Source organism: Paracoccus sp. SJTW-4 (assembly GCF_047716885.1).
GTDB lineage: Bacteria > Pseudomonadota > Alphaproteobacteria > Rhodobacterales > Rhodobacteraceae > Paracoccus > Paracoccus solventivorans.
Map to the genome: position 1 here is coordinate 2462009 of NZ_CP136681.1, position 23076 is coordinate 2485084.

A 23076-nucleotide genomic window follows, 5' to 3' on the forward strand; every position below is an offset into this window, starting at 1 on the left:
CTCCTCCCCCGAGAGCCGTGCGGTCCGCGCAGACTGGATGTTACGCCAGCTTGTCAAAATATTTAGCATTGTTACTGTATGAAAGCGAATATAAAACACAAGCGCTGATTACGTCCTTGAATGGGTAGCCCATCGGAAGATTCCGGCGAGACGCCGCCATTCCGCGGCCGTCCGCCGTAGGGAGGAGAAAGTCACATGAGCGGACCATTGTCCGATCTGCGGATCGTCGAGTTTTCGGGGCAGGGGCCCGGGCCCTTCGCCGGCGGGCTGCTGGCGGATTTCGGCGCCGATGTCATCCGCGTCGACCGTCCGGGCCCGCCGCTGCTGCCGCCTGAATATGATTTCTACAACCGCAACAAGCGCTCGATCGCGCTGGATCTCAAATCCGCGGCGGGGCGCGAGGCGGCGGTGGCGCTGGTCTCGGCCGCCGATGTGGTGATCGAGGGGTTCCGGCCGGGGGTGATGGATCGGCTGGGGCTGGGCTATGACGCCTGCGCCGCCGCCAATCCGCGGCTGATCTACGGCTCGATGACCGGCTGGGGGCAGGACGGCCCGATGGCGATGGAGGCCGGGCACGGCATCAACTATCTGGCGCTGACCGGGGCGCTGCACGCCATTGGCTATTCCGACCGCCCGCCGGCGCCGCCGCTGAATCTGGTGGCGGACCTGGGCGGCGGCGGGATGTATCTGGCCTTTGGCATCCTGGCCGCGGTGCACGAGGCGCGGCGCTCGGGCCGGGGGCAGCGGGTGGATGCGGCGATGATCGACGGGGTGTCGCATCTGATATCGGCCTTCATGGCCTTTACCCAGCAGGGAATCTGGACCGAGCGGCGGGCCGACAACATCGTGGACGGCGGCTCGCCGGACTATGGCTGCTACGAGACTGCGGACGGCAAGCATGTCGCCGTGGGCGCCATCGAGCCGCAGTTCTACGCCGCGCTGCTCGAGGCGCTGGGGCTGGACCCGGCCGCGATCCCCGACCGTGCCGACCGGGCGAACTGGCCTGCACTGAAACAGCTTTTCGCCGACCGCTTCCGGCAGCGGACCCGCGCCGAGTGGGAAGCGGCGATGGCCGGGCGCGACGCCTGTTTCTCTCCGGTGCTCAGCATCACCGAGGCGTGGGAGCATCCGCAGATGCGCGCGCGCGCGGTCCATGAGCGGTTCGGCGGGCTGGTCCACCCCGCGCCCGTGCCGCGGCTGTCGCGCACCCCCGGCAGCCTGCGCCGCACCACCCCGGCGCCGGGTGAAAACAGCCGTGAGATCTGGAGCGACTGGGGGCTTCCGCAGGCGCTTTGGGAGCGGCTGGGCGGCGACGGCGCCACGCCCCCGGCGGCGGGGTAGCAGGGTGGCGATCCTTCCCGAAAGGGCGCTGCGCATCCCCGAGGTCACGCAAAGCTGTGACGAGCGGGACAGCATCCTTTATGCGCCGGGCATCGGGATCGGCCACGACACCGACCCGGGCAGCTGGGCTTTGTTTGTGAGCGAGGGTTGAAGGCGGTCCCCACCATGGCGGCGGTCATCTGATATGTATATCAATTATCAATAAGTGTATGATATGCGGAAATCTCCGGCAGCGGACGGGTGGAGAAAGATGGACGATCCGGTCAACCCGCAGGAAGCCCATTCAAGGGCTCCGGCCGGTGCGCTGCGGGTGAGCCAATCCGGCGCAGCCCCAAATGCCCGCCCCGCCAGCGGGCAGGCCGGCATCGCGGCGGGTGCGGTCGGGCAGGGCAGGGACGAGCCGGTGCCCGCATCGCCGCTGGCCCTCGTCCTGCTGGCGACGGGGAACTTTGTCGTTGGAACCAGCGGCTTCATCGTCGTCAGCATCCTGCCCGAGATCACCGCCGGGCTGGGCGTCAGCCTGGCCCAGGGGGCGCTGCTGTTCACCATCTATGCGGGCGCCTATGCCATCGGCTCGCCGCTGCTGATCTCGGCGACCGGGCGGATCGGGCGGCGGCGGTTGCTGCTTGCCGCCCTGGCGATGGTGGTGGCCTCGGCGCTGGTCTGCGCCCTTACCCGTTCGTTCGAGGTGATGCTGGCGGCGCGGGCGCTGGCGGCCTTTGGCGGCGGGCTTTACACGCCGGTCGCCGCATCGGTGGTCTTTGCCACCGTGCCCGAGCCGCGGCGCGGCCGGGCGCTGGGGCTGGTCTTTGCCGGGTTGCAGCTGTCGCAAGCGGCCGGGCTGCCGCTGGGCGTGGTCATCGCGCATCAGCTGGACTGGCCCGCGGCGTTCCTGACCGTGGCCGGGCTGGGCATGCTGTCGGCGGCCGGGCTGTGGTGGACGCTGCCCCGACGGGTGGTGGTCCCCGTCACTTCGCTGCGCACGCTGCTGGATGCGGGGCGCGACCTCAGGGCGCTGGCGGCGGTGTCGATCATGGCGCTGCACGCCTGCGCGCTGATCCTGTGCTATGGGCTGATCGCGCCGCTGGTCATGCGGCACGGCGGCAATGTCGGGCTGACGGTCGGGGCCTTCGGTGTCGGCGGGGTGGTGGCCGGGCTGATGATGGGCCGCGTCACCCAGCGGCTGGGGGCGGTGCGGGCGCGCAGGATCGCGATCGGCTCGCAGCTGGTGATCCTGCCGGTGCTGTCGCTGCCGCTGATCGGCATCGCGCCGCTGCCGGGGGCGCTGCTGATCGTGCAGGCGCTGCTGTGGCATCTGCTGGCCGGCGGCATGATGATCCCGCAGCAGATCCTGCTGATGCAGCGCAACCCGGAACGGGGGGCGGTGGTGCTGGGGCTGAACGCGACGATGAATTATCTGGGATTTGCGCTGGGATCCGCCTTGGGCGGTCTTGTAGTGGCCGGGCTGGGCTATGACTGGCTGGGCGTCGCCGGCGGCGCGGTGGCGGGGCTGGCCCTGCTGCTGTCGGTCTATAGCGAGCGGCTTTACCGCCGCGCCGGGCAGGGACTGTGATGCGGCAGCCCGTAGGGCGGGGCAAATAACCGTTGCGTCGTCATCGGGGCAATATAGTATACAAGCGCACGGTATGCTTCAGCCCCGCCGCGGGAGAAATGTCAACAGGCCGGCCTTGCGCCCGCCGCAGCACCAGCGAGATGCGAATGCCCTATAATTCCGTATATGCACCCGGCCTGTTCAAGGACCAGACCATCATCGTCACCGGCGGCGGCAGCGGCATCGGGCGCTGCACCGCGCACGAGCTGGCGCATCTGGGCGCGCAGGTGGTGATCGTCGGCCGCAACCCCGACAAGCTGGAAACCGTCCGGCAAGAGATCACCGAGGACGGCGGCAAGGTCCACACCGCCACCTGCGACATCCGCGACGAAGCCCAGGTCATCGGGGTGATCGACCAGACGCTCGAACGCTTTGGCGCCATCAACGCGCTGGTCAACAACGCCGGCGGGCAATACCGCGCCGAGCTCAGGACCATCTCGACCAAAGGGTTCGAGGCGGTGGTGCGCAACAACCTGACCGGCGGCTTCATCTTCATGCGGGAAATCTACAACCGCTGGATGGAGGGCAACGGCGGCGCCATCGTCAACGTGATTGCCGACATCTGGAACGGCTGGCCCGAGATGGGGCACTCCGGCGCCTCGCGCGGGGGGATGTGGACGCTGACCGAAACCGCCGCCTGCGAATGGGCGCATTCGGGGGTGCGGGTGAATGCGGTGGCGCCGGGGGGAATCGCGTCCTCGGGGTTCGACCAGTACACCCCCGAGATCACCGAGCGCATCCTGGCCTATCCGGCGCAGGTGCCGCTGCCGCGCTACGGCACCGAATCGGAAATCTCGGCCGCGATCACCTATCTGCTGTCGCCGGCGGCGGCCTATGTGACCGGCAGCTGCCTGCGCGTCGACGGCGGCGCGCCGAACCGCCGGCAGACCTGGACCCAGAACTATCCCGCGACCAACATCCCGGAATACAACGGCTTTCACCGCGCAGTGCAGCCGCAGATCCTGAAGAACCGGGGCTGAGCGCCGGAACGCCATCGGCCGCATGGGGCCCCGCTTCCGGCGGCGCCCTTCTGCTTTCAGGGGGCGCGGCTCAGGAGGGTGTGGGGTGTCCGGGACCGTTGCTCGCGGTCATGGCGGCGGTGCGCCAAGCCACCTCGGCAGGCAGTGGTGTCCCGGGACTGGCGCAGCGCGCGCGCCGGGGCCGCCCCTTACCGCCGCTCGTGCTCGGCCTTCATGGCGCGGGCGATGATCGTCTTCATGATCTCGATCGAGCCGCCGGCGATCTTGGTGATCCGCGCGTCGGCATAGGCGCGGCAGATCGGGTATTCCCACATGTAGCCCCAGCCGCCGAACAGCTGCAGGCATTCGTCGGCCGCCTTGCAGTGCAGCTCGGTGGTGTACATCTTGGCCATCGCCGCATCGACCGGGTCCAGCTTGCCCTGCATGAACAGCTCGATGCATTTGTCGGTGAACACCCGGGCCAGCGTCGCCTGGGTCTTGAGTTCCGCCAGCTTGAACTGGGTGTTCTGGAAATCGAAGATCGTCTTGCCGAAGGCCTCGCGCTGGGTGGTGTAGTCCAGCGTCCATTCGATGATCGTCTCGGCCACGGCGGCCGAGCGGATGGCCTGGGCCAGCCGCTCCTGGCTGAGCTTGGTCATCATCAGGGCGAAGCCCTCGCCCTCGGCCCCCAGCATGTTGGCGGCCGGCACGCGCACATTGTCGAAGAACAGTTCCGAGGTGTCCTGCGCGTGCATCCCCAGCTTTTCCAGGTTGCGGCCGCGGCGGAAGCCCTCGCGGTCGCCCTCGATCAGGAACAGCGTCACCCCCTTGGCCCCGGCGTCGCGGCCGGTCTTGGTGGCGCAGACCAGCACATCCGCGTGCTGCCCGTTCGAGATGAACACCTTTTGCCCGTTGATGACGAAATCATCGCCGTCGCGGGTGGCGCGGGTGCGGATGGCCTTGAGGTCGGAACCGGCATGCGGCTCGGTCATGCCAAGCGCGCCGATCCATTCGCCGGTCACCATCTTTGGCAGGAACTTGCGCTTCTGGTCCTCGGTCCCGAAGGACAGGATATAGGTCGCCACCAGATCGGTGTGGATCAGGAAGCCGGGGCCCGAGGCGCCCGCGCGCCACAGCTCTTCGAACACCACCACGTCGAACAGGTAGTCGAGGCCCAGCCCACCGTATTCCTCGGGGACGGTGCAGCACAGCAGGCCCTGTTCGCCGGCCTTCAGCCATAGTTCGCGCGGGACGATGCCGTCCTTTTCCCATTGCGCGTGATAGGGCGTGATCTCTTTTTCGACGAAGCGCCGGACGGTGGCCCGGAAAAGCTCGTGTTCCTCGTTGAACAGGCTGCGTTCGATCATGTGGTTTCCTTTCGTGTGGCGGGGGCCGCAAGGCCGGGTGCGGGGCGGATCAGCCGTCCGCCAGCCGGTCCCGATGCTCTGGCGCGGCGATGGCGATCAGCCTTTCGCGGCGCTCGGCGGGGCTGGCGGCGCGCAAATCGGCGATGCCGTATTCGGTGACGACCACGTCGGTATCGAACCGTCCCAGCGACACCGGGCCGCTGGCCCGGCCGGGGGCCACGATGCGGCTGATCTTGCCGCCGGCAGCGGTCGCGGGCAGCACCACCATGCGCAGCCCCTGCAGGCCGCGGGCGCCAGCCGCGAAATCCGACGCCCCGCCGGGGCCCGAGACCAGCCCCCTCGGCGTGGCCTCGGCATGGGAATTGCCGGCCAGATCCACCTCGATGGCCGAATTGATGGTCACGAAACGCCCCATCGTCGCCAGCTGCGCGATGTCATGCGTGACCGAGGGCGGGGCAAAGCGGAACTCGGGCCGGGACACGGCGTCGTAAAGCCGGGCGCTGCCGATGGCGACCCCGGCAAGGATCGGGGCATCGGCGCGCAGGGCGCCGGCGTTCAGCAGGTCCAGCGTCGAGTTGCCGATCAGCCCGGAATGGATGGACAGATCGCGGTGGCCGGTCAGCCCGGACAGCACCGCTTCCGGGGTGCGGCCCAGCCCGGCCTGGATCGTGGCCCCCTCGGGGATCAACCCGGCCGCCAGCGCCGCGATGCGGGCGGACACCGCGTCCGTGCCGGGGTCCGACACCGGCAGCGGCGCCTCGCCCTCGATCACCGCGTGGAAGCGGTCGTAGGGAATCGCCCGGCCATGGGTCCGCGGCAGCAGCGGGTTCACATGCGCGATGATGCGCGGGACCTGCGGCCAGATATCGGCAATGAAGTCGTTGACCGGGCCAAGGCTGCACATGCCCTGTTCATCCGGGGGGGCGACCATGACCAGCGCCACATCGGGCAGCAGCGCGCCCAGATGCAGGCGGATATCGCGGTAGCAGAAGGGCAGGAAGCGGACCTGCGCGTCATTTCCCGCGAACTCCGGCATCATGAAATAGCTGTCGATCCGCGCCCCGGCCGCCAGCAGCCCGCCCAGCCGGTTCAGCCCGGGTACGAAGATCCCGGTAAAGGTCAGGCCGCGCAGATCCGCGGCCTCCAGCCCGTCGCGGATCAGCGCGCTTTCCCCCGAACAGGCGTGCAGCCAGATGCGGGCGCCGGCGGGAAGATGGCCGGCGATGTCGTGCGAACCGATCCGCAAGGGTGCCATGGCAGGTCCCGCTTATTCCACGAAGTTGTAGAAATCGGGCTTGCGCTTCTCGTTGAAGGCATTGACGCCTTCCTGCGATTCCGGCGTCGCGTAATACAGCTTGACCGCATGCAGGGCGAGGTTCGAGATCCCGCGGATCGAGTCGCTGTCGGCGTTGAACGACCGCTTGAGGAAGGCCAGCGCGGTGGGCGAGCGTTCCGCCAGCGTGTCGGTCCATTGCGTGACCGCGGCGTCCAGCTCCTCCAGCGGCACGACCTTGTTGACCAGCCCATAGCTCATGGCGTCGCGGGCCGAGAGGCGGTCGTTCAGATACCAGATCTCGCGGGCCTTCTTGTCGCCGACGATGCGGGCCAGCAGGCAGGTGCCCCAGCCGGCGTCGAACGAGCCGACCTTCGGTCCCACCTGCCCAAACATGGCGTTTTCCGAGGCGATGGTCAGGTCGCACAGCGTCGCCAGCACGTTGCCGCCGCCGATGGCAAAGCCGTTCACCCGGGCGATCACGGGCTTCGGCACGTCGCGGATCAGGCCCTGCAGCTCGTCGATGGGCAGGCCGACGACGCCGCGGCCGTCGTAATTGCCCTCATGCGCGGATTGGTCGCCGCCGGTGCAGAACGCCTTGTCGCCGGCGCCGGTGATGACGATCGAGGCCACGTCCTTGTCGTTGCCGGCCAGATGCAGCGCCCGGATCATCTCTTCCAGCGTCTGGCCGCGGAAGGCGTTGTAGACCTTTGGGCGGTTGATGATGATCCAGGCGGCGCGGCCGCGGACCTCGTAGATGATGTCCTCGAAAGCGGGTGCGTTTGCCATGTGGGGCTCTCCTCCAGTCATGCGGCAGGGGTGCGATTGCGATCAGGCGACGTGCTGCGATTATCGTTCGTATCAATATCGTCAGTATGCATATCTGTTTGAGGGGCCGCCACCGCTAAATCCCCGCCGGGGGGATTTTGCCGTGGCGTCGGGTCACAGTCTCTCGGTCAGTTCCGGCAGGACTGTGAAGATATCGCCGACCAGACCATAGTCGGCGATCTGGAAGATTGGGGCTTCCTCGTCCTTGTTGATGGCGACGATGACCTTGCTGTCCTTCATGCCGGCCAGGTGCTGGATCGCGCCCGAGATGCCGGCGGCGATGTACAGTTCCGGCGCCACCACCTTGCCGGTCTGCCCGACCTGCCAGTCGTTCGGGGCATAGCCCGAATCGACCGCGGCGCGGGAGGCCCCGACCGCGGCGCCCAGCTTGTCGGCCAGCGCCTCGATCAGGGCGAAGTTCTCCTTCGAGCCCACCGCGCGCCCGCCCGAGACGATGCGCTTGGCCGAGGTCAGTTCGGGGCGGTCCGAGGCCGCCACCTTGTCCTCGACCCAGGACGACAGGCCCGGGTCCTCGGCCAGTGCCGCGTCGGAAACCGCGGCCGCGCCGCCCTCGGCCGCCGCGTCGAAGCTGGCGGTGCGGATGGTCAGCACCTTCTTGGCATCCGCGGATTTCACCGTCTGGATGGCGTTGCCGGCATAGATCGGGCGGGCGAAGGTGTTGGCGTCGACCACCTCCATCACGTCCGAGATCACCATCACGTCCAAGAGCGCCGCCACCCGCGGCATCACGTTCTTGGCGTCGGTGGTGGCCGGCGCCGCGATGTGGCTGTAATCGCCCGCAAGGCTGACCAGCAGCGCCGCGGTGGGCTCGGCCAGCCGGTGGCCGTAGCGCGCATCCTCGGCGACCAGCACCCTGGCGACGCCCGCGATCTTCGCCGCATCCTGCGCCGCGCCCGCGGCCGAGGCCCCGGCGCAGAGCACCGTCACATCGCCCAGCGGCGCCAAGGCCTTGACCGCCTTGGCGGTGGCGTCGCGGTTCAGTTGCCCATCCGTCACTTCGCCCAGCAGCAGAACCGCCATCACACCACCCCCGCTTCTTTCAGCTTCGCCACCAGCTCGTCGACCGAGCCGACCTTGATCCCGGCCTTGCGGCCCTCGGGCTCGCGCACCGACACCACCGTCAGCCGCGGGGCGACGTCGACGCCGTAATCGGCGGCGGTCTTTTCATCCAGCGGCTTCTTCTTGGCCTTCATGATGTTGGGCAGGCTGGCATAGCGCGGCTCGTTCAGCCGCAGGTCGGCGGTGACCACCGCCGGCAGCTTGACCGAGATGGTCTGCAGCCCGCCGTCGACCTCGCGGGTGACCTTGGCAGCATCGCCCTCGATCGCCACTTCAGACGCAAAGGTCGCCTGCCCCCAGCCCAGCAGCGCCGACAGCATCTGCCCGGTCGCGTTCATGTCGTTGTCGATCGCCTGCTTGCCGGCGATCACCAGCCCGGGCTGTTCTTCCTCGACCACCTTGGCCAGGATCTTCGCCACCGCCAGCGGCTCGATGTCCTGATGCACGTCGTCGGCCGCCACCACCAGGATGCCGCGGTCGGCGCCCATGGCCAGCGCGGTGCGGATGGTCTCGGCCGCCTGCTTGACGCCGATCGACACCACCACGATCTCGGACGCCGCCCCCTTCTCCTTCAGACGGATCGCCTCTTCCACCGCGATCTCGTCGAACGGGTTCATCGACATCTTCACGTTCGCGAGGTCAACCCCCGAACCATCGGCCTTAACACGAGCCTTGACGTTGTAGTCAATCACCCGCTTGACCGGAACGAGAACCTTCATCGTCCGTTTCCTTCTTCTTGCCATTGCTTGCCCGGCCGGCGGGGTCGGGCGGCGAAACTAGCTGCCGGTGAAATCCGCCTTGCGCTTCTGCACGAAGGCGGTGATCCCCTCGCGCGCATCGGCAAAGCCGGCGGCTTGGGACAGCGACACCGCCTCGAGCTCGAGCTGCTCGTCGAGGCTGCGGCCGAGGGCGCCGGAAAAGCAGCGCTTGATCATGCCATAGGCGCGGGTCGGCCCCTGCGCGAGGCGCCGGGCCGTCGCCTCGGCCGCGGCGCGGACCTCGGCCACGGGGTGCAGGTGATCGACGAGACCGGCGGCCTGCGCCTCGGCCGCGGTGATGGTTTCGTTGCACAGGATGAAGCGGCGCGCCCGGGCGATGCCCATCCGCTCGGACAGCGACACGGTGGTGCCGCTGTCGGCGCAGAAGCCGATGGCGGGGAAGGCGGCGGTGAACCTGATCGAATCGGCCGCGTGGATCACGTCGGCGAAAGCCATCATCGACACCGCGCCGCCGGCGACGCCACCCTCGACCGCGCAGACAATTGGCGCGTCCATGCGGCGCAGGCGGGACAGCGCGGTGTGGAAATCCGAGGTCCAGTCGAGCACCAGCCGGGGCAGCTCGTCGATGCGGTCCTTGAAGCTGTTGAGGTCGCCGCCCACGGAAAAGAACCGCCCCTCGGCCGTCAGCAGCACCGCGCGCACGCCGGGCGCGGTCATGAGGATGCCCGAGAGTTCGAGCAGCTCGGCCCCCAGCGTCGCGTCGATGGGATTGCCGCGCTCGGCCTGGCACAGGGTCACCCTTGCAAGCCCGTCCTCCATCGTCATCCTGATGGACTGCCCCTGGAACTCCATGCCCCCTCCTCCGGTGCTTGAGCTGTGATGCAGGGACCAGCCTAGACGATGCCAAATAAATATGCAATCATATAGTATGCTAGCAATTGATCTGCCGGCGCGCAGGGCTGGATAAGGGCGGGACGGATGACAACGGAAACCGGTTTCAAGCTACCGGCGGCAGATCGCTGGTTCGAGCATTATCGCCCCGGCGACCGCTGTCGGTTCGGCCCGGTCGAGGTGACCGAGCAGGAGATCATCGAGTTCGCCCGCCGCTACGATCCGCAGTCGTTCCACATCGACCCGCAGGCGGCCGCGGCCGGGCCCTATGGTTCCGTCATCGCCTCGGGGTGGATGACGGCGGCGCTGATGATGCGGCTGCTGGTCGACGGGTTCCTGCCGTCGCGGGCGGGGCTGGCGGCGCCGGGCTGTGACGAACTGCGCTGGCTGCATCCGGTGCGGCCGGGCGACCGGCTGTGGCTGCGGGTCGAGGTGCTGTCCGCGCGGCCGTCGCAGTCGAAGCCGGACCGGGGCATCGTCTCGTTCCGCATGGAGGGCGAGAATCAGGACGGGGTGGCGGTCTATCGCACCATCGCGACCGGCATCTACCTGCGCGCGCCCTCCGCCGGCTGAGCGCGCGCATATTCCGGCGCTTCCCGCATTCAGGGAATTGACGCATCCGGTATGCATGTGCACTATATTGCAGCACACTATATTCGTGCCGGCACCGCCGTCTGCTGGGAGGACAGGACATGACCACGCAACCGCCGGAACTTATCGAGTTCCGATATGAGCTGCTCGAGGACGGCATCGGCCATCTGGTCTTCGATATGCCGGGCCGGACCATGAATGTCTTTTCGAATCGCGCCATCCACGAGGCCGAGGCGGTCGCCGACTGGCTGGGAAGCAGCGGGCTGCGGGGGCTGGTGATCTCTTCGGGCAAAGCCACCGCCTTTTGCGCGGGGGCCGATCTGGGCGAGCTGGCACAGGCCTATGCGATGATCATCGCCGCCCCTGAAGACCAGCGCTGGCAGATCGGGCGCGACCATTTCGCCCCCATCGGCCGCGCCTTCCGCAAGCTGGAAACCGCGGGCGTGCCGGTCGCCTCTGCGATCAACGGGCTGGCGCTGGGCGGCGGCTGCGAATTCGCGCTGGCCGGGCATTACCGGGTGCTGGCCGACACGCCCGCGACCGCGCTCGGCCTGCCCGAATCGCTGGTCGGGCTGCTGCCGGGCGGCGGCGGCACCCAGCGGATGCCGCGGCTGGTCGGGATCGAGGCGGCGATGCCGGTGCTGCTGGACGCGGCCCGCTTTACCGCCGCCGATGCGGTCGCCGCCGGGGTCGCGCATCGCGTCGTGCCTGCCGGGCAGGAAATCGCCGCCTGCGTGGAATGGATCCGGTCCGGCCCCCAGCCGAAACAACCCTGGGACCGCGCGGACTACCGCATCCCCCCGGCCGAGGAGGTCGCGGCCCGGCTGGCAGGGCTGCGCCGCGCCCGGCAGGAGGAAACCGGCGGCCATTATCCGGCGATCACCGCGATCCTCGATTGCGTCGAGTTCGGCCTGCCGCTGCCGATGGATGCCGCGGTCGGCAAGGAAATCGACATCTTCGCCGATCTGATCAAGCGCCCCGAGCCGCGCGACATGATCTCGAGCCTGTTTCTGGGCAAGCAGACCTGGCAGAAGCAGCGCAAGAGCGGCGCCTTGCCCGAGGTCTACGACAGCATTGCCGCGGCCATCCGCCAGAGCTGGGCCAATGTGGCCGCCCGGTTCGAGCCCGCCGATGTCGAGGCCGCGGCCCGCTGGGCGCGGCTGTCGGCGACGATCCTGCCGGGCGGGCCGGTGCAGCCGGTCTCGGCCGGGGTGCTGGGCGAGCATCCGGGCATCGCCCCCACCGGCATCTGGATCGACGCGCCGCAGGGGCAGGATCAGGTCATCGCCGGCGCGCTGCTGGGCGCGGCCGTGGTCGCGGCGCTGGAACACGGCGGGGATCTGGATGCCGACAGCCGCCGGGCCGCCGATTTCCACAGCATCAGCGCCGCCGGCTTCCCCGCATATCTGGGCGGCCCCTTCGCGCTTTACGATTCCATCGGCAGCGACGGCGTCCGCCGCCTGATCGCCCCGATCGCCAGCTGACGCGGCCGCACCGCAGCCGCCGCTTTCGCAGCCATCGCCCCGGGGGTGGAGGGGCGCTGCGCCAATTCATGGGAGGGATACACATGACCCGATTCGACCTCGCCGCGCACAGGCGCAAGCTGCGCGACCAGGGCCACTGGACGGATGAGCATTACGACGATTTCCTGCGCCGGGCGCTGCAGGACCACCCCGACAAGCTGGCGGTGGTCGGCGATCGCGCCTCGGGTGTGGTCCGGCTGACCTTCCGCGAGCTCGAGGACCGCATCGCCCGCGCCGCCGGCGGCCTGCGCAAGCTGGGCGTGGGCAAGGGCGACGTGGTGGCGCTGCAGATGCCCAACTGGTGGGAGTTCGTGGTGGCCGTGCTGGCGACCCAGCGGCTGGGCGCGATCACCAACCCGCTGATGCCGATCTTCCGCGAACGCGAGCTGCGCTTCATGCTGGGGTTTGCGCGCTGCAAGGTGTTCATCGTGCCGCAGGGCTTCGGCTCGCTGGATCTGGTCGGCACCGCAAGGCTGCTGCGCGACGAGCTGGACCATCTGGACCATGTGGTGGTGGCGAACGGCACCGGCCCCGACAGTTTCGAGGCGCTGCTGGAGTCGGGCGAGCGCGTCGAGCTGCCGCCCGCGGGTACCCCGCCGGTCACCGATCCGGGCGAGGCGTCGATGCTGATGTACACCTCGGGGACCACCGGCTCGCCCAAGGGGGTGCAGCACACCGTCAACAGCATGGTGAACGCGGCCCGCAGCATGACCGAGCGCGGCCATCTGACCAATGACGACGTGCTGCTGGTCGGCTCGCCCGTGGGCCACATGCTGGGACTTGCGGCCGGGGTGCTGCTGGCGATCTTCAACCGCGCCACCATGGTGCTGCAGGAAAGCTGGAACGGCCGCCACGCGCTGGAGCTGATCGACGAATACAAGGTCACCTTCAGCGGCGGCGCCACGCCTTTTCTGGCCGATCTGGTGCGCGAGGTTCAGGCCGGCGCCCCGCGTCCCGAAACGCTGCGGCTGTTCCTGTGCGCCGGCGCGCCGATTCCCCCGGTGCTGGTCCGTCAGGCCAGCGAGGTGCTGGGCACGACGGTGACCTCGGTCTGGGGGATGACGGAAAGCCTGGCCTCGACCATGACAGAGCCCGAGCGGGCGGGGCAGCTGTCCGCGACCTCGGACGGGCGGCCGGTGGCGGGGATGCAGGTGAAGGTGGTCGACGATTCCGGCCGGACGCTGGCGGCGGGCGAGCGCGGGCGCCTGCTGGTGCGCGGCGCGCAGCTGCATATCGGCTACATGGGCATCCCCCCCGAGGATACCTTCGACGCCGAGGGGTGGATGGACACCGGCGATCTGGCCTATGGCCTGGCCGACGGGGATTGCGCCGGCTATATCCGCATCGCCGGCCGCACCAAGGATGTCATTATCCGCGGCGGCGAGAATATCCCGGTCGTCGAGATCGAGAACCTGCTGGTCGAGCATCCCGCGATCACCATCGCCGCGCTGGTCGGCTATCCCGACGAGCGTCTGGGCGAGCGCGCCTGCGCCTTTGTGGTGGCGGAAAACGGCGCCACCGTGTCGCTGGACGATCTGCGCGTCTGGATGGACGAGAAAAAGGTCGCCAAGCAATACTGGCCCGAGCGTATCGAGATCATCCAGGCGATGCCCCGCACCCCCAGCGGCAAGATCCAGAAATTCCTGCTGCGCGACATGCTGCAATCCTGAGCGGATCACCGGCGCAGGCGGCCCCGCGCTGCCTGCGCCCAGGCCTGCCCGGTGGGGACAGGCAGAAATGGGGCGACCACGGCGGCGCGATCGCGGCCTTTGCGGATTACGCGGCGCTGGGTGCGCAATATGCCGTGGGGCTGTCCCGGGTGGTCACCCCACGATCACCCTGTCCATCGACTTTCTGCAGCCGGTCCTGTCCGGGCAATGGGTGACGGCGCGGGTCGAGATCACCGGCCTGACCCGGAAGATGTGCTTCACCCAGATGGTGGCGCGGGTGGAAAACACCCCGGTGATGAGCGCGCGCGGCATCTTCAAGGTCTCGACCCGGGACGAACTGATCGGCCATCCGTTCTATCTGAAATGCGCCGAACTCTGGCCCTCGCGGGTGGATATCGACCGCGAACAGGAGGGGTAGGGTAGGCAAGGGCCGGGAAGCGGTGCTGCCGGATTATTTATGCGGCTGCGCTGGAGCTGACCCGCCTCGCGCGCGGGATCGGCCTGCCGGTCGAAAGCGCGAGCGTCCGGCGGCTGAGCCGCTGCCCGCCCAACGCCAGCGCCGCCCCGCCTAGTAGAAATGAACCCTGCCGTCGGCGGTGCGGTCGCGGTGGACGCGGATGCCGTAGAGTTGCGACAGGTTTGCGGCGGTCAGCGCCTGCTCTGCCCGGCCCGCCGCGACCACGCCGCCGCGGTTCAGCAGCACTGCCCGGTCGCCAAGGGCGGCGGCCTGGTCCGGGTCGTGGGTGGACAGGATGACCGCGGTGCCTTGGGCGACCAGCCAGCGGATCGCCTCGTTCACCTGCCGGCGGTTGGCAAAGTCGAGGCTGGCGGTCGGCTCGTCCATGATGATCGCCGCCGCGTCCTGCGCCAGCGCCCGGGCGATCAGCACCAGCTGGCGCTGGCCGCCCGACAGGCTTGTCACCTCGGCCCCCGCAAGATCGGCGATGCCCAGCCGGTGCAGCGCGGCCCTTGCCCGGGCGGTTTCCCGCGGACCGGGGCGGGCAAGGGGGCCAAGCCCCGCGGCCGCCCCCATCAGCACGATGTCCAGCGCGGTAAAGGCAAAAGGGGTAGCCAGCGCCTGCGGCACATGCGCCAGGCGGCTGGCGATCCGGGCCCGCGACAGCCCGGCCAGCGGCTGGCCGTCCAGGGTGATGCGGCCGCCCAGCGGCGGGATCAGCCCCAGCAGGGTGCGAAACAGCGTGGTCTTGCCCGCGCCGTTGGGGCCCAGCAGGCACAGCACCTCGGCTGCGCCAAGCTGCAGGTCGATGCCCGCGATCAGCGGCCGGCCGTGATGGCCGATGGCAAGGCCGCGCGCCTCGATCAGGGGCGTCACTCGCTCCACGGTCTTGCCCCCCGCGCCAGCAGCCAGACGAAGACCGGCGCGCCGAGCACCGCGGTCAGGATGCCCAGCGGCACCTCGAGCGTGGCGATGCTGCGGGCGGCGGTGTCGACCAGCACCATGAAGCCGGCGCCGATCAGGATCGCGGCGGGCAGCAGCCGGTCGAAGCGCGGGCCGGTGACCAGCCGCGCCATATGCGGCACCATCAGCCCGATCCAGCCGATCACCCCCGCCATGGCCACCGCCGCCGCGGTCATCAGCGTGGCGCAGGCGATGACCAGCAGCCGCAGCTTGGCCGCGTCGATGCCCATGGCGCGGGCCTCGTCGTCGCCCATCGCCAGCAGCCCGATGCGCCAGCGCAGCGCCAGCAGCGGCGCGATGCCCACCAGCAGCGCCGGCAGCGCCGCCACCAGATCGGCGCGCTTGACCCCGGCCAGGCTGCCCATCAGCCAGAAGGTGATCGCCGGCAGCTGCTGTTCGGGGTCGGCCAGCAGCTTGACCAGCGAGATCCCGGCCCCCGCGAGCGCGCCGATGGCGATGCCGCACAGCACCATGACCAGCACCTGCCCGGTGCCGCGCAGCGCCAGGCTCAGCGCCAGCACCAGCCCCACGGTCAGCAGCCCGGTGCCAAAGCCCAGCATCTGGATGCCGATCACCGGCAGGCCCAGCAGGATGCCCAGCACCGCCCCGAACCCGGCCCCGGCCGATACTCCCAGAATGTCGGGTGAGACCAGCGGGTTGCGGAAGGTGGTCTGATAGGCCGCCCCTGCGGCCGCCAGCGCCGCGCCGACCACCGCGGCGGCCAGCACCCGCGGCAGGCGGATGTTCAGCAGCACCGTTACCGCCTGCGCGTCCGAGCGGTCGCCGCCCAGCACCGCAAGGATGCGGTCGGGCGACAGCGGAAACGGGCCGATCGCCGCGCCCGCGATCAGCACCGCGCCCAGCGACAGCAGCAGCGCCCCGGTCAGGCTGCGTTCAGTCACCCAGCAGCCCCGCCAGCGCGGCCTCGTCGGGACGGATGCCATAGAACAGCTCGTAGAACTCCGCGATCTTCGCCTGCAGGTCGCCCGTCGCGGCATCGGGATAGAGCTTGTGCGACAGCCAGATCAGCCCGGCGAGCCGGTTGACCGAGGGCGGCGCGTCGATGAAGCCGAAGGGGGCCGAGGGCGCCAGATAGACCCGGTTGTTTTCCACCGCCGGGATGCCCCGCCATTCCCGCATCCGGCCGACATTGGCGGCGAAGTCGCGGTCGATGGTGATGATCACCTCGGGCGCCCAGGCCTGCACCTGCTCGGGCGAGACAGTGGCAAGGCCGCGCGTCTCGGCGGCGGCGACGTTGCGGGCGCCGACCCGCTCGATGATCTCGGCGTTGATCGAGCCGCGCGCCGGGGTCTCGACCCCCTCGGGGCCGCGGGCCAGATAGACGGTGGGGCGATCCGTCTCGGGGATGGTCGCCAGCAGCGCGTCCAGATCGGCCAGGGTCCGTTCGGCGTAAGAGGCCAGCTCCTCGCCGCGTTCCGGCACGGCCAGCAGCCCGGCCATCTGCCGGATCCCCTGCGGCATCTGCGCGAAGCGGCCGTCGACCAGCGCATAAGGCAGGCCGGCCTGGTCCTGGATCCGGCCGGCAAGGTCGATATAGGTGTCGCTGACCGTGCCGTAATCGACGATCAGCTCGGGATCGGCGGCCAGCAGCACTTCCAGGTTCAGCGTGTCGCCGCGCCCGGTCAGGCGGCCAAGCGCGGGCAGGGCCGCGGCATCGGGGCGCAGGAACGGCAGCGCCTCGGGCTTGGGGGCGCTGACCCAGCCGACCATCGCCTGCGGCTTCAGCGCATACAGCAGCACCGCGGCGGGCGGGCCGGCGGCAAAGACTCGGGCGGGGTCGTCGGGCACCGACAGCTCGCGCCCGGTGGCGTCGGTGATCGTGCGGTCCCCGGCCAGCGCCGGCAGGGCCGCGGCTGCCAGCAGCAGCCCGGCCAGGGCACCGGCAAGGGCGCGGCGGGAAAGCGGTCTCATGCAAGGGCTCCGAATGCGGCCTTGAGGTCGAGCAGCGGCGTGCCGCTGAGACAGTCGAGCCCGCGCACCGTCAGCCAGCGCCCCTCGACGCCCAGCAGCCGCACCACCGACGAGGCCACCGGGTTGGGCCGCACCGGCGAGCGCAGGGCAAAGGTCCCGGTGGATTCGTCGCTGAAACGCGGGTTCTGCAACACCAGGTCGCGCCGCGAGCGGTCCATCCAGTACAGCACCTGCACCTGTTCGTGCTGCGCGATCCCGGTCAGGCCCGGCACCCAGGGGTCGAAGACCTCGATCCGGCAGTCGGGGCCGTTCTCGGGGTCGCCCCGGTGCGGACAGTCGCCGCGCCGGGTCCACGGCGTATGGATGCGGCCGATGAACCAGAGCTGCGCGTCGAAACTGTCGGGGACGGTGACTGCCAGCTCATGCGGTCGCAAGGCATCGGGGTCAGTCATTGACCCCCACCATCACGTCCGACGCCTTGATCACCGCCGAGGCGCTGGCGCCGACCTTGAGGCCAAGCTCCTTCACCGCCTCGTTGGTGATCGAGGCGGTGATGCTGCTGCCGCCGCCCAGGTCGATGCGGACATGGCTGGTGACCGCGCCGGTGATGATCTCGGTCACGGTGCCGGGCAGGACGTTGCGGGCGCTGAGTTTCATGGGATTTCCCTTTCGTGAATCGGTCAGGCTGCGGCAGCTCTGCAGGCGCCGTGCAGCCATGCCAGCACCTGTTCCTCGTCGGCGGGCAGCGGCTTGGCGTCGCCGCCGGCAAAGGCCAGGAACGCGTCCAGCCACTGCGGCGCCACCCCGACCAGCACCGGCAGGCCGCGTTCGCAGGCGTCGCCGATGGCGGGGACCAGGCCGCGGCCCGTGGCCTCCTGCTTGCCGAACTTGTTGACGACCAGCGCCTGCGCCGCGGCCAGCCGCCGGTTCACGACCAGCGCCGCATCCTCCAGCGCCTCGGGGTCCAGCCGGCAGCCGGGCACGTCGGGGTCAAGCGGAAAGCTGATGTCGTGGCGCAGCCCGTCGGGCAGCAGCGCCAGGATGATATGGCATTTTTCCTGCGGCGCGCCGGGGTCCGCCACCTGCACCGTGCCCGCCAGCGCGATGCCGTCGCGGGCGGCGCGTTCCGCCACCCCGCCCAGCACCCTGTCGGTCCGTTGCTCCTCGTCCGAGCAGACATAGCGGATGTCCATGCGCTTCCCTTCCATGGCGGTTTCGTTGTGAATTATGATACATATCGGAAGTCCTTGGCAAGCTCGGCGCAAGGGTGGTTGCATCGTTACGATCTCGTTATGTATGCGTGCACATAACGATTCCCTCCATCCCGAGGGGGAACGACGATCAGGAGGGATTGATGCGACTGGGGAAACGGGCGTTGATGGGGGCGGCGGCCCTGTGGCTGATGCCGCTGGGCGCCGGCGCGCAGGACAGACCGAGCGATGTGTTCGTGCTGGGCACGATCGTGATCACCGCCGAGGGCGAGCAGAATCAGGGCGGGACCTCGTCCACCGTCTCGGGCGAAGAGGTGCTGCGCCAGAACCGCGTCACGCTGGACGACGCGCTGCGCACCGTGCCGGGGGTCGCCATCGGCAACACCGGCGGCAGCCGGAACGAGCGGCTAGTCTATGTGCGCGGCTTCGACCGCCTGCAGGTGCCGCTGTCGATCGACGGCATCCGCGTCTATCTGCCGGCCGACAACCGGCTGGATTACGGGCGTTTCCTGACCCCCGACCTGGCCGAGATCCAGGTACAGAAGGGTTATGTCTCGGTGCTGAACGGCCCGGGTGGCATGGGCGGGGCGCTGAACCTGGCGACGCGCCAGCCCTCGAAACCCTTCGAGGGCGAGGCCCGGCTGGGCGTCGAGGCCGGCAATCGCGGCGACATCGCCGCCCGCAGCGGCTATCTGTCGCTGGGCACAAGGCAGCAGGATTTCTACCTGCAAGGCAGCTATCTGCGCCGGGACAGCGACGGGTTCTATCTGTCGCGCGACTTCGTGCCGCGCCCGCAGCAGGGCGCCGGGCTGCGCGAATTCGCCGATACCGATGACAGCCGCCTGAACCTCAAGGCCGGGTGGACGCCGAACGCGACGGATGAATATGTTCTCAGCTATACCCGCCAGACCGGGGCCAAGCGCGCGCCCTACAACATCGATCTGCCGATGCGCGGACGGCCGGAGACTGGGGGCCCCAGCGGGGCGCAGCGGGACTGGACATGGCCGGAATGGGACATCGACAGCCTGGCGTTTTATTCGCACACCGAACTCGGCGGCGGCTATCTGAAGACCCGGGCCTATTACAACCGTTTCGACAACCTGCTGTCGGCCTGGGACGATTCCACCCAGAGCAGCCAGACACAACGCCGCGCCTTCAACAGCCACTACAACGACCGCTCTTGGGGGGGCAGCGCCGAGGCCGGGGTCGATCTGGGCTCCGCGAACACGCTGCGCGGCGCGCTGCATTACCGCCGCGACCGCCATGTCAGCCTGCAACATAATGCGCCTGATGGCGCGAACACCTTCGACCCGGCCGAGACCAGCGACGAGGAAACCATCTCGGTCGCGCTGGAAAACACCTGGGCCGCGCGCGAGGATCTGAGCGTCATCGCCGGGATCAGCTATGACCGGGCCGAGGTGCTGAAAGCTGACCGCACGGCCGGGGATCCGGGGCTTGCGACCGGCGCGACCGATGCGGTCAACTGGCAGTTGGCGGCGATCTACGATCACGACAGCGGCGAATACCATGCCAGCATTTCGTCGCGCACCCGCTTTCCGACGCTGCATGAACGCTACAGCACCCGTTTCGGCAGCGCGGTTCCGAACCCCGAGCTGAAATCCGAACGCGCCACCCATGTCGAGGTCGGCTATGGCGGCGATCTCGGGCCCGCGACGATCCGGTCGGCGCTGTTCTACAGCAAGGTCAAGGACATGATCCATTCTGTGCCGGTGGGCGATCCGGCGGAGGATCTGGTGCAAAGCCAGAACGTCGGCGACGGCACCTACAAGGGCTTCGAGATCGCCGCCAACTGGCAGATCGCCCCCGATCTGGGGCTGGCGGCGAACTACACCTGGCTGCATCGCGGGGTCAGCGATCCGGTGCGCCCGGGTTTCCGCCCCACCGATACGCCGCGCCACAGCGCCTTCCTGCGGCTGGACTGGCAGGCGGGCGAGAGCCTGACGGTCTCGCCCTCGGTCGAGGTCTACAGCTCGCGCCTGTCGGAAAGCGCGGTCCAGACCGGCGGCGACCTGGACATCGACTATACGCGGATGGCGGGGTTCGCGCTGGCCAATCTCGATTTCGACTGGCAGGCGACCGACCGCGCCAGCGTGGTGTTCGGGGTGCGCAATCTCCTCGACCGCAATTACCAGCTGGTCGAGGGCTTCCCGGAACCGGGGCGCAGCTTCTACCTGACCACCCGCATGACGTTCTGATCGTCAGCCGGTGGCGGGGGGGTCCGTTTCCCCGGACGCAAGCGGCTTTCCCGCACCGGCCTGCGCCGGCGGCGGGATCAGCACCCCGGTGGCATATTGCCCGTCCGCATGGCCGGACTGCGCCCGCCGGTATTCCGTGGGGGTCAGCCCCAGCTCTGCCTTCATGGTGCGTGCCAGATGCGGCGCGTCGCAAAAGCCGCAGGCCAGCGCGACCGAGGTCAGGCTGTCCGAGCTCGAGCGCAGCCGCCGCAGCGCCTTGTCGATGCGCAGCTCCAGATAGACCTGGCGCGGCGAGCGTTTCAGATCGGCCCGGAAGCGGCGTTCGAGCGTGCGGCGCGGCACCGCCAGTTCCCGGGCCAGATCGTCGATGGTCTTGGGCATCTCGATGTTCTGCTGCATCCGCAGCACCGCGCGCTTGACCAGCGGATCGGCGGCCCGCTGCGCCAGCTGCTGGCCGGGCTGGGGGCGCTCTCCGCTCAGCGCGTCGTCGATCATCATGATGTTCAGGCTCTTGATCGCGGCGGACTGGCCGATATGGCGCTGGACCAGGAACGCCGCCAGATGCGCCGCGCCATGCCCGCCCGAGCAGGTCATCCGGTCGCGGTCGATCACGAAGATCTGGTCCGAGACCGGGGTTTCGGTGTCGAAACGGTCCAGGAAATCCTGATGGTGGAACCAGCTGACGCAGCAGCGGTAGCCCTGCAGCAGCCCGGCCTCTTGCAGGATGAACACGCCGGTGCACAGGCCGATCAGGGGCACGCCCGCGGCCGCGGCGGTGCGGATGTAGTCCAGCGCCTCGTCGCTGATCGGGCGATAGTCGCCGATCAGCCCGCCGACCACCACCAGATAGTCATAGCCGCCGCTGTTGCGCAGCCGCGTGTCGGGCTGGACGCGGATGCCGCAGCTGGACCGGATGGGGGACTGGTCGTGCGACAGCACCGACCAGTCGCACAGGATCGGGCGCGAATTGTCGGCCTCGTCCGCGGCCAGCCGCAGCACGTCGACGAAATTGGCAAAGGCCGACAGCGTGAAGCGGTCGGCCAGCAGAAAGCCGATGCGCAGCCGCTTCTGCGGCAGGGGGGCAGGGCGGGTCATGGCGCAATCATCCAACGTCTCTGGCGCATATATTCCATCCTGGCTCGCCGCTCCAGCGTAGATTGCACTGTATCCCTAGAGTTGGCGGCCGGACATGACACGCTTCAGCGCATTTTCGTTGGTAAGGAACGCCCTGACCGGGCATAAGCACTGGACCGAGCAATGGCCCGAAAGCCAGCCACGGGCGGAATACGACGTGGTGATCGTCGGCGCCGGCGGGCACGGGCTGGGCGCGGCCTATTACCTGGCCAAGGAACACGGCATCACCAATGTCGCGGTGATCGACAAGGGCTGGCTGGGCGGCGGCAACACCGGCCGCAATACCACCATCATCCGCTCGAACTATCTTTATGACGAAAGCGCGCGGCTGTTCGACCACGCCGTGGACCTGTGGGAGAACCTCAGCCAGGAGCTGAACTACAACGTCATGTATTCGCGGCGCGGCGTGCTGATGCTGGCCCACAACGTCCATGACGTGCAAAGCTTCAAGCGCCACATCCATTCCAACCGGCTGAACGGCGTCGACAACCGCTGGCTGACCACGCAGGAATGCAAGGAGTACTGCCCGCCGCTGAACATCTCGCCCGACGCCCGCTATCCGGTGATGGGGGGCGCGCTGCAGGAACGCGCCGGGACCGCGCGCCACGACGCGGTGGCCTGGGGCTATGCCCGCGCGGCGGCGGCGCGCGGCGTCGACATCATCCAGAACTGCCCGGTGACGGCGATCCGGCGCAATCCCGACGGCTCGGTCGCCGGGGTGGACACCGCCAAGGGCTTCATCAAGGCGAAAAAGGTTGCGGTCTCTGCCGCCGGCAATACCAGCGTGGTGATGGACAGCGCCGGCGTGCGGCTGCCGCTGGAAAGCTATCCGCTGCAGGCGCTGGTCAGCGAGCCGGTGAAGTCCTGCTTCCCCTGCGTGGTGATGTCGAACGCGGTCCACGCCTATATCAGCCAGTCCGACAAGGGCGAGCTGGTGATCGGCTCGGGCACCGACCAGTACACCAGCTACAGCCAGCGCGGCGGGCTGCCGCTGATCGAACACACCATCGCCGCGATCACCGAGGTGTTCCCGATCTTCAACCGGATGCGGATGCTGCGCAAATGGGGCGGGATCGTGGACGTGACCCCCGACCGCTCGGCCATCCTGGGCAAGACGCCGGCCAAGGGGCTTTACGTCAACTGCGGCTGGGGCACCGGCGGGTTCAAGGCGACGCCGGGGGCCGCGCATGTGCTGGCCTGGACCGTCGCCAAGGACGAGCCGCACCCGATCAACGCGCCCTTCACGCTGGACCGTTTCCGCACCGGCCGGCTGATCGACGAGGCCGCCGCCGCCGCCGTGGCGCACTGA

Annotated in this window: 23 protein-coding genes; 10 read left to right on the forward strand and 13 right to left on the reverse strand. The window is 69.0% G+C overall.

Annotated features, from left to right (window positions below):
- The first annotated feature begins 195 nt into the window (after positions 1-195).
- From RSP45_RS12085 to RSP45_RS12100, 4 genes are all read left to right on the forward strand, one after another.
- Entirely contained in the window at positions 196-1341 is a 1146-nt protein-coding gene (locus tag RSP45_RS12085; RefSeq protein ID WP_415392104.1) for a CaiB/BaiF CoA transferase family protein, read from the forward strand.
- Positions 1342-1345: 4 nt separating this feature from the next.
- Positions 1346-1492, forward strand: a complete 147-nt coding sequence (locus tag RSP45_RS12090; protein ID WP_415392105.1) for a hypothetical protein — start codon at positions 1346-1348, stop codon at positions 1490-1492.
- 99 nt (positions 1493-1591) lie between these two features.
- Positions 1592-2914: an MFS transporter gene (locus RSP45_RS12095; protein ID WP_415392106.1), complete on the forward strand. Its 1323-nt coding sequence runs from the start codon at positions 1592-1594 to the stop codon at positions 2912-2914.
- A 146-nt stretch (positions 2915-3060) separates the two neighbouring features.
- The gene (locus RSP45_RS12100) at positions 3061-3933 is read left to right on the forward strand and encodes an SDR family NAD(P)-dependent oxidoreductase (RefSeq protein ID WP_415392107.1); all 873 of its coding nucleotides are present in this window, start codon (positions 3061-3063) and stop codon (positions 3931-3933) included.
- Positions 3934-4121: 188 nt separating this feature from the next.
- Here RSP45_RS12100 and RSP45_RS12105 read toward each other — a convergent pair whose 3' ends face one another.
- The 6 genes from RSP45_RS12105 to RSP45_RS12130 all read right to left on the reverse strand — a co-directional run bounded on the left by RSP45_RS12105 (position 4122) and on the right by RSP45_RS12130 (position 10031).
- Entirely contained in the window at positions 4122-5279 is a 1158-nt protein-coding gene (locus tag RSP45_RS12105; protein ID WP_415392108.1) for an acyl-CoA dehydrogenase family protein, read from the reverse strand.
- 49 nt (positions 5280-5328) lie between these two features.
- Entirely contained in the window at positions 5329-6534 is a 1206-nt protein-coding gene (locus RSP45_RS12110; RefSeq protein WP_415392109.1) for an acetyl-CoA hydrolase/transferase family protein, read from the reverse strand.
- Positions 6535-6546: 12 nt separating this feature from the next.
- Positions 6547-7341 carry an enoyl-CoA hydratase-related protein gene (locus RSP45_RS12115; RefSeq protein ID WP_303730711.1) on the reverse strand — a complete coding sequence of 265 codons (795 nt, stop codon included), beginning with the start codon at positions 7339-7341 and terminating at the stop codon, positions 6547-6549.
- A gap of 153 nt (positions 7342-7494) precedes the next feature.
- Positions 7495-8421: an electron transfer flavoprotein subunit alpha/FixB family protein gene (locus RSP45_RS12120; protein ID WP_415392110.1), complete on the reverse strand. Its 927-nt coding sequence runs from the start codon at positions 8419-8421 to the stop codon at positions 7495-7497.
- Positions 8421-9179, reverse strand: a complete 759-nt coding sequence (locus tag RSP45_RS12125) for an electron transfer flavoprotein subunit beta/FixA family protein (protein ID WP_415392111.1) — start codon at positions 9177-9179, stop codon at positions 8421-8423. The genes RSP45_RS12120 and RSP45_RS12125 overlap by 1 nt, the downstream gene beginning before the upstream one ends.
- A gap of 57 nt (positions 9180-9236) precedes the next feature.
- Positions 9237-10031, reverse strand: a complete 795-nt coding sequence (locus tag RSP45_RS12130; RefSeq protein WP_415392112.1) for an enoyl-CoA hydratase/isomerase family protein — start codon at positions 10029-10031, stop codon at positions 9237-9239.
- Positions 10032-10157: 126 nt separating this feature from the next.
- On the opposite strand from RSP45_RS12130, the gene RSP45_RS12135 reads away from it, so the two are divergent.
- From RSP45_RS12135 to RSP45_RS12150, 4 genes are all read left to right on the forward strand, one after another.
- Complete coding sequence (locus RSP45_RS12135) at positions 10158-10643, forward strand: MaoC family dehydratase (protein ID WP_415392113.1); 486 nt, start codon at positions 10158-10160, stop codon at positions 10641-10643.
- A gap of 119 nt (positions 10644-10762) precedes the next feature.
- A complete protein-coding gene (locus RSP45_RS12140) occupies positions 10763-12145 on the forward strand; it encodes an enoyl-CoA hydratase-related protein (protein WP_415392114.1) in 1383 nt (460 codons plus the stop codon).
- 83 nt (positions 12146-12228) lie between these two features.
- A complete protein-coding gene (locus RSP45_RS12145; protein ID WP_415392115.1) occupies positions 12229-13854 on the forward strand; it encodes an AMP-binding protein in 1626 nt (541 codons plus the stop codon).
- A 67-nt stretch (positions 13855-13921) separates the two neighbouring features.
- Complete coding sequence (locus tag RSP45_RS12150; RefSeq protein ID WP_415392116.1) at positions 13922-14272, forward strand: PaaI family thioesterase; 351 nt, start codon at positions 13922-13924, stop codon at positions 14270-14272.
- Positions 14273-14422: 150 nt separating this feature from the next.
- Here RSP45_RS12150 and RSP45_RS12155 read toward each other — a convergent pair whose 3' ends face one another.
- Genes RSP45_RS12155 through RSP45_RS12180 form a run of 6 tightly spaced genes read right to left on the reverse strand, consistent with a single transcriptional unit; the run spans position 14423 to position 18414 of the window.
- Complete coding sequence (locus RSP45_RS12155) at positions 14423-15187, reverse strand: ABC transporter ATP-binding protein (protein ID WP_415392117.1); 765 nt, start codon at positions 15185-15187, stop codon at positions 14423-14425.
- Positions 15184-16146, reverse strand: a complete 963-nt coding sequence (locus RSP45_RS12160; RefSeq protein WP_415394061.1) for a FecCD family ABC transporter permease — start codon at positions 16144-16146, stop codon at positions 15184-15186. The genes RSP45_RS12155 and RSP45_RS12160 overlap by 4 nt, the downstream gene beginning before the upstream one ends.
- Positions 16147-16168: 22 nt before the next feature.
- Entirely contained in the window at positions 16169-17206 is a 1038-nt protein-coding gene (locus tag RSP45_RS12165) for an ABC transporter substrate-binding protein (protein ID WP_415392118.1), read from the reverse strand.
- A complete protein-coding gene (locus tag RSP45_RS12170; protein WP_415392119.1) occupies positions 17203-17658 on the reverse strand; it encodes an SAM-dependent methyltransferase in 456 nt (151 codons plus the stop codon). Before RSP45_RS12170 ends, RSP45_RS12165 begins: the two co-directional genes overlap by 4 nt.
- A complete protein-coding gene (locus tag RSP45_RS12175) occupies positions 17651-17863 on the reverse strand; it encodes a TOBE domain-containing protein (protein ID WP_415392120.1) in 213 nt (70 codons plus the stop codon). Before RSP45_RS12175 ends, RSP45_RS12170 begins: the two co-directional genes overlap by 8 nt.
- A gap of 23 nt (positions 17864-17886) precedes the next feature.
- On the reverse strand, positions 17887-18414 hold the full coding sequence (locus RSP45_RS12180; protein WP_415392121.1) for a DUF2478 domain-containing protein: 528 nt from the start codon (positions 18412-18414) through the stop codon (positions 17887-17889).
- 146 nt (positions 18415-18560) lie between these two features.
- Between RSP45_RS12180 and RSP45_RS12185 the strand changes: the two genes are divergently transcribed.
- The gene (locus RSP45_RS12185) at positions 18561-20633 is read left to right on the forward strand and encodes a TonB-dependent receptor plug domain-containing protein (RefSeq protein ID WP_415392122.1); all 2073 of its coding nucleotides are present in this window, start codon (positions 18561-18563) and stop codon (positions 20631-20633) included.
- A gap of 3 nt (positions 20634-20636) precedes the next feature.
- On the opposite strand, the gene RSP45_RS12190 is transcribed toward RSP45_RS12185, so the two are convergent.
- On the reverse strand, positions 20637-21728 hold the full coding sequence (locus tag RSP45_RS12190; protein WP_415392123.1) for a GlxA family transcriptional regulator: 1092 nt from the start codon (positions 21726-21728) through the stop codon (positions 20637-20639).
- Positions 21729-21822: 94 nt separating this feature from the next.
- Here RSP45_RS12190 and RSP45_RS12195 point away from each other — a divergent pair, with 94 nt between their 5' ends.
- Positions 21823-23076, forward strand: coding sequence for a sarcosine oxidase subunit beta family protein (locus RSP45_RS12195; RefSeq protein ID WP_415392124.1), 1254 nt, complete (start codon positions 21823-21825; stop codon positions 23074-23076).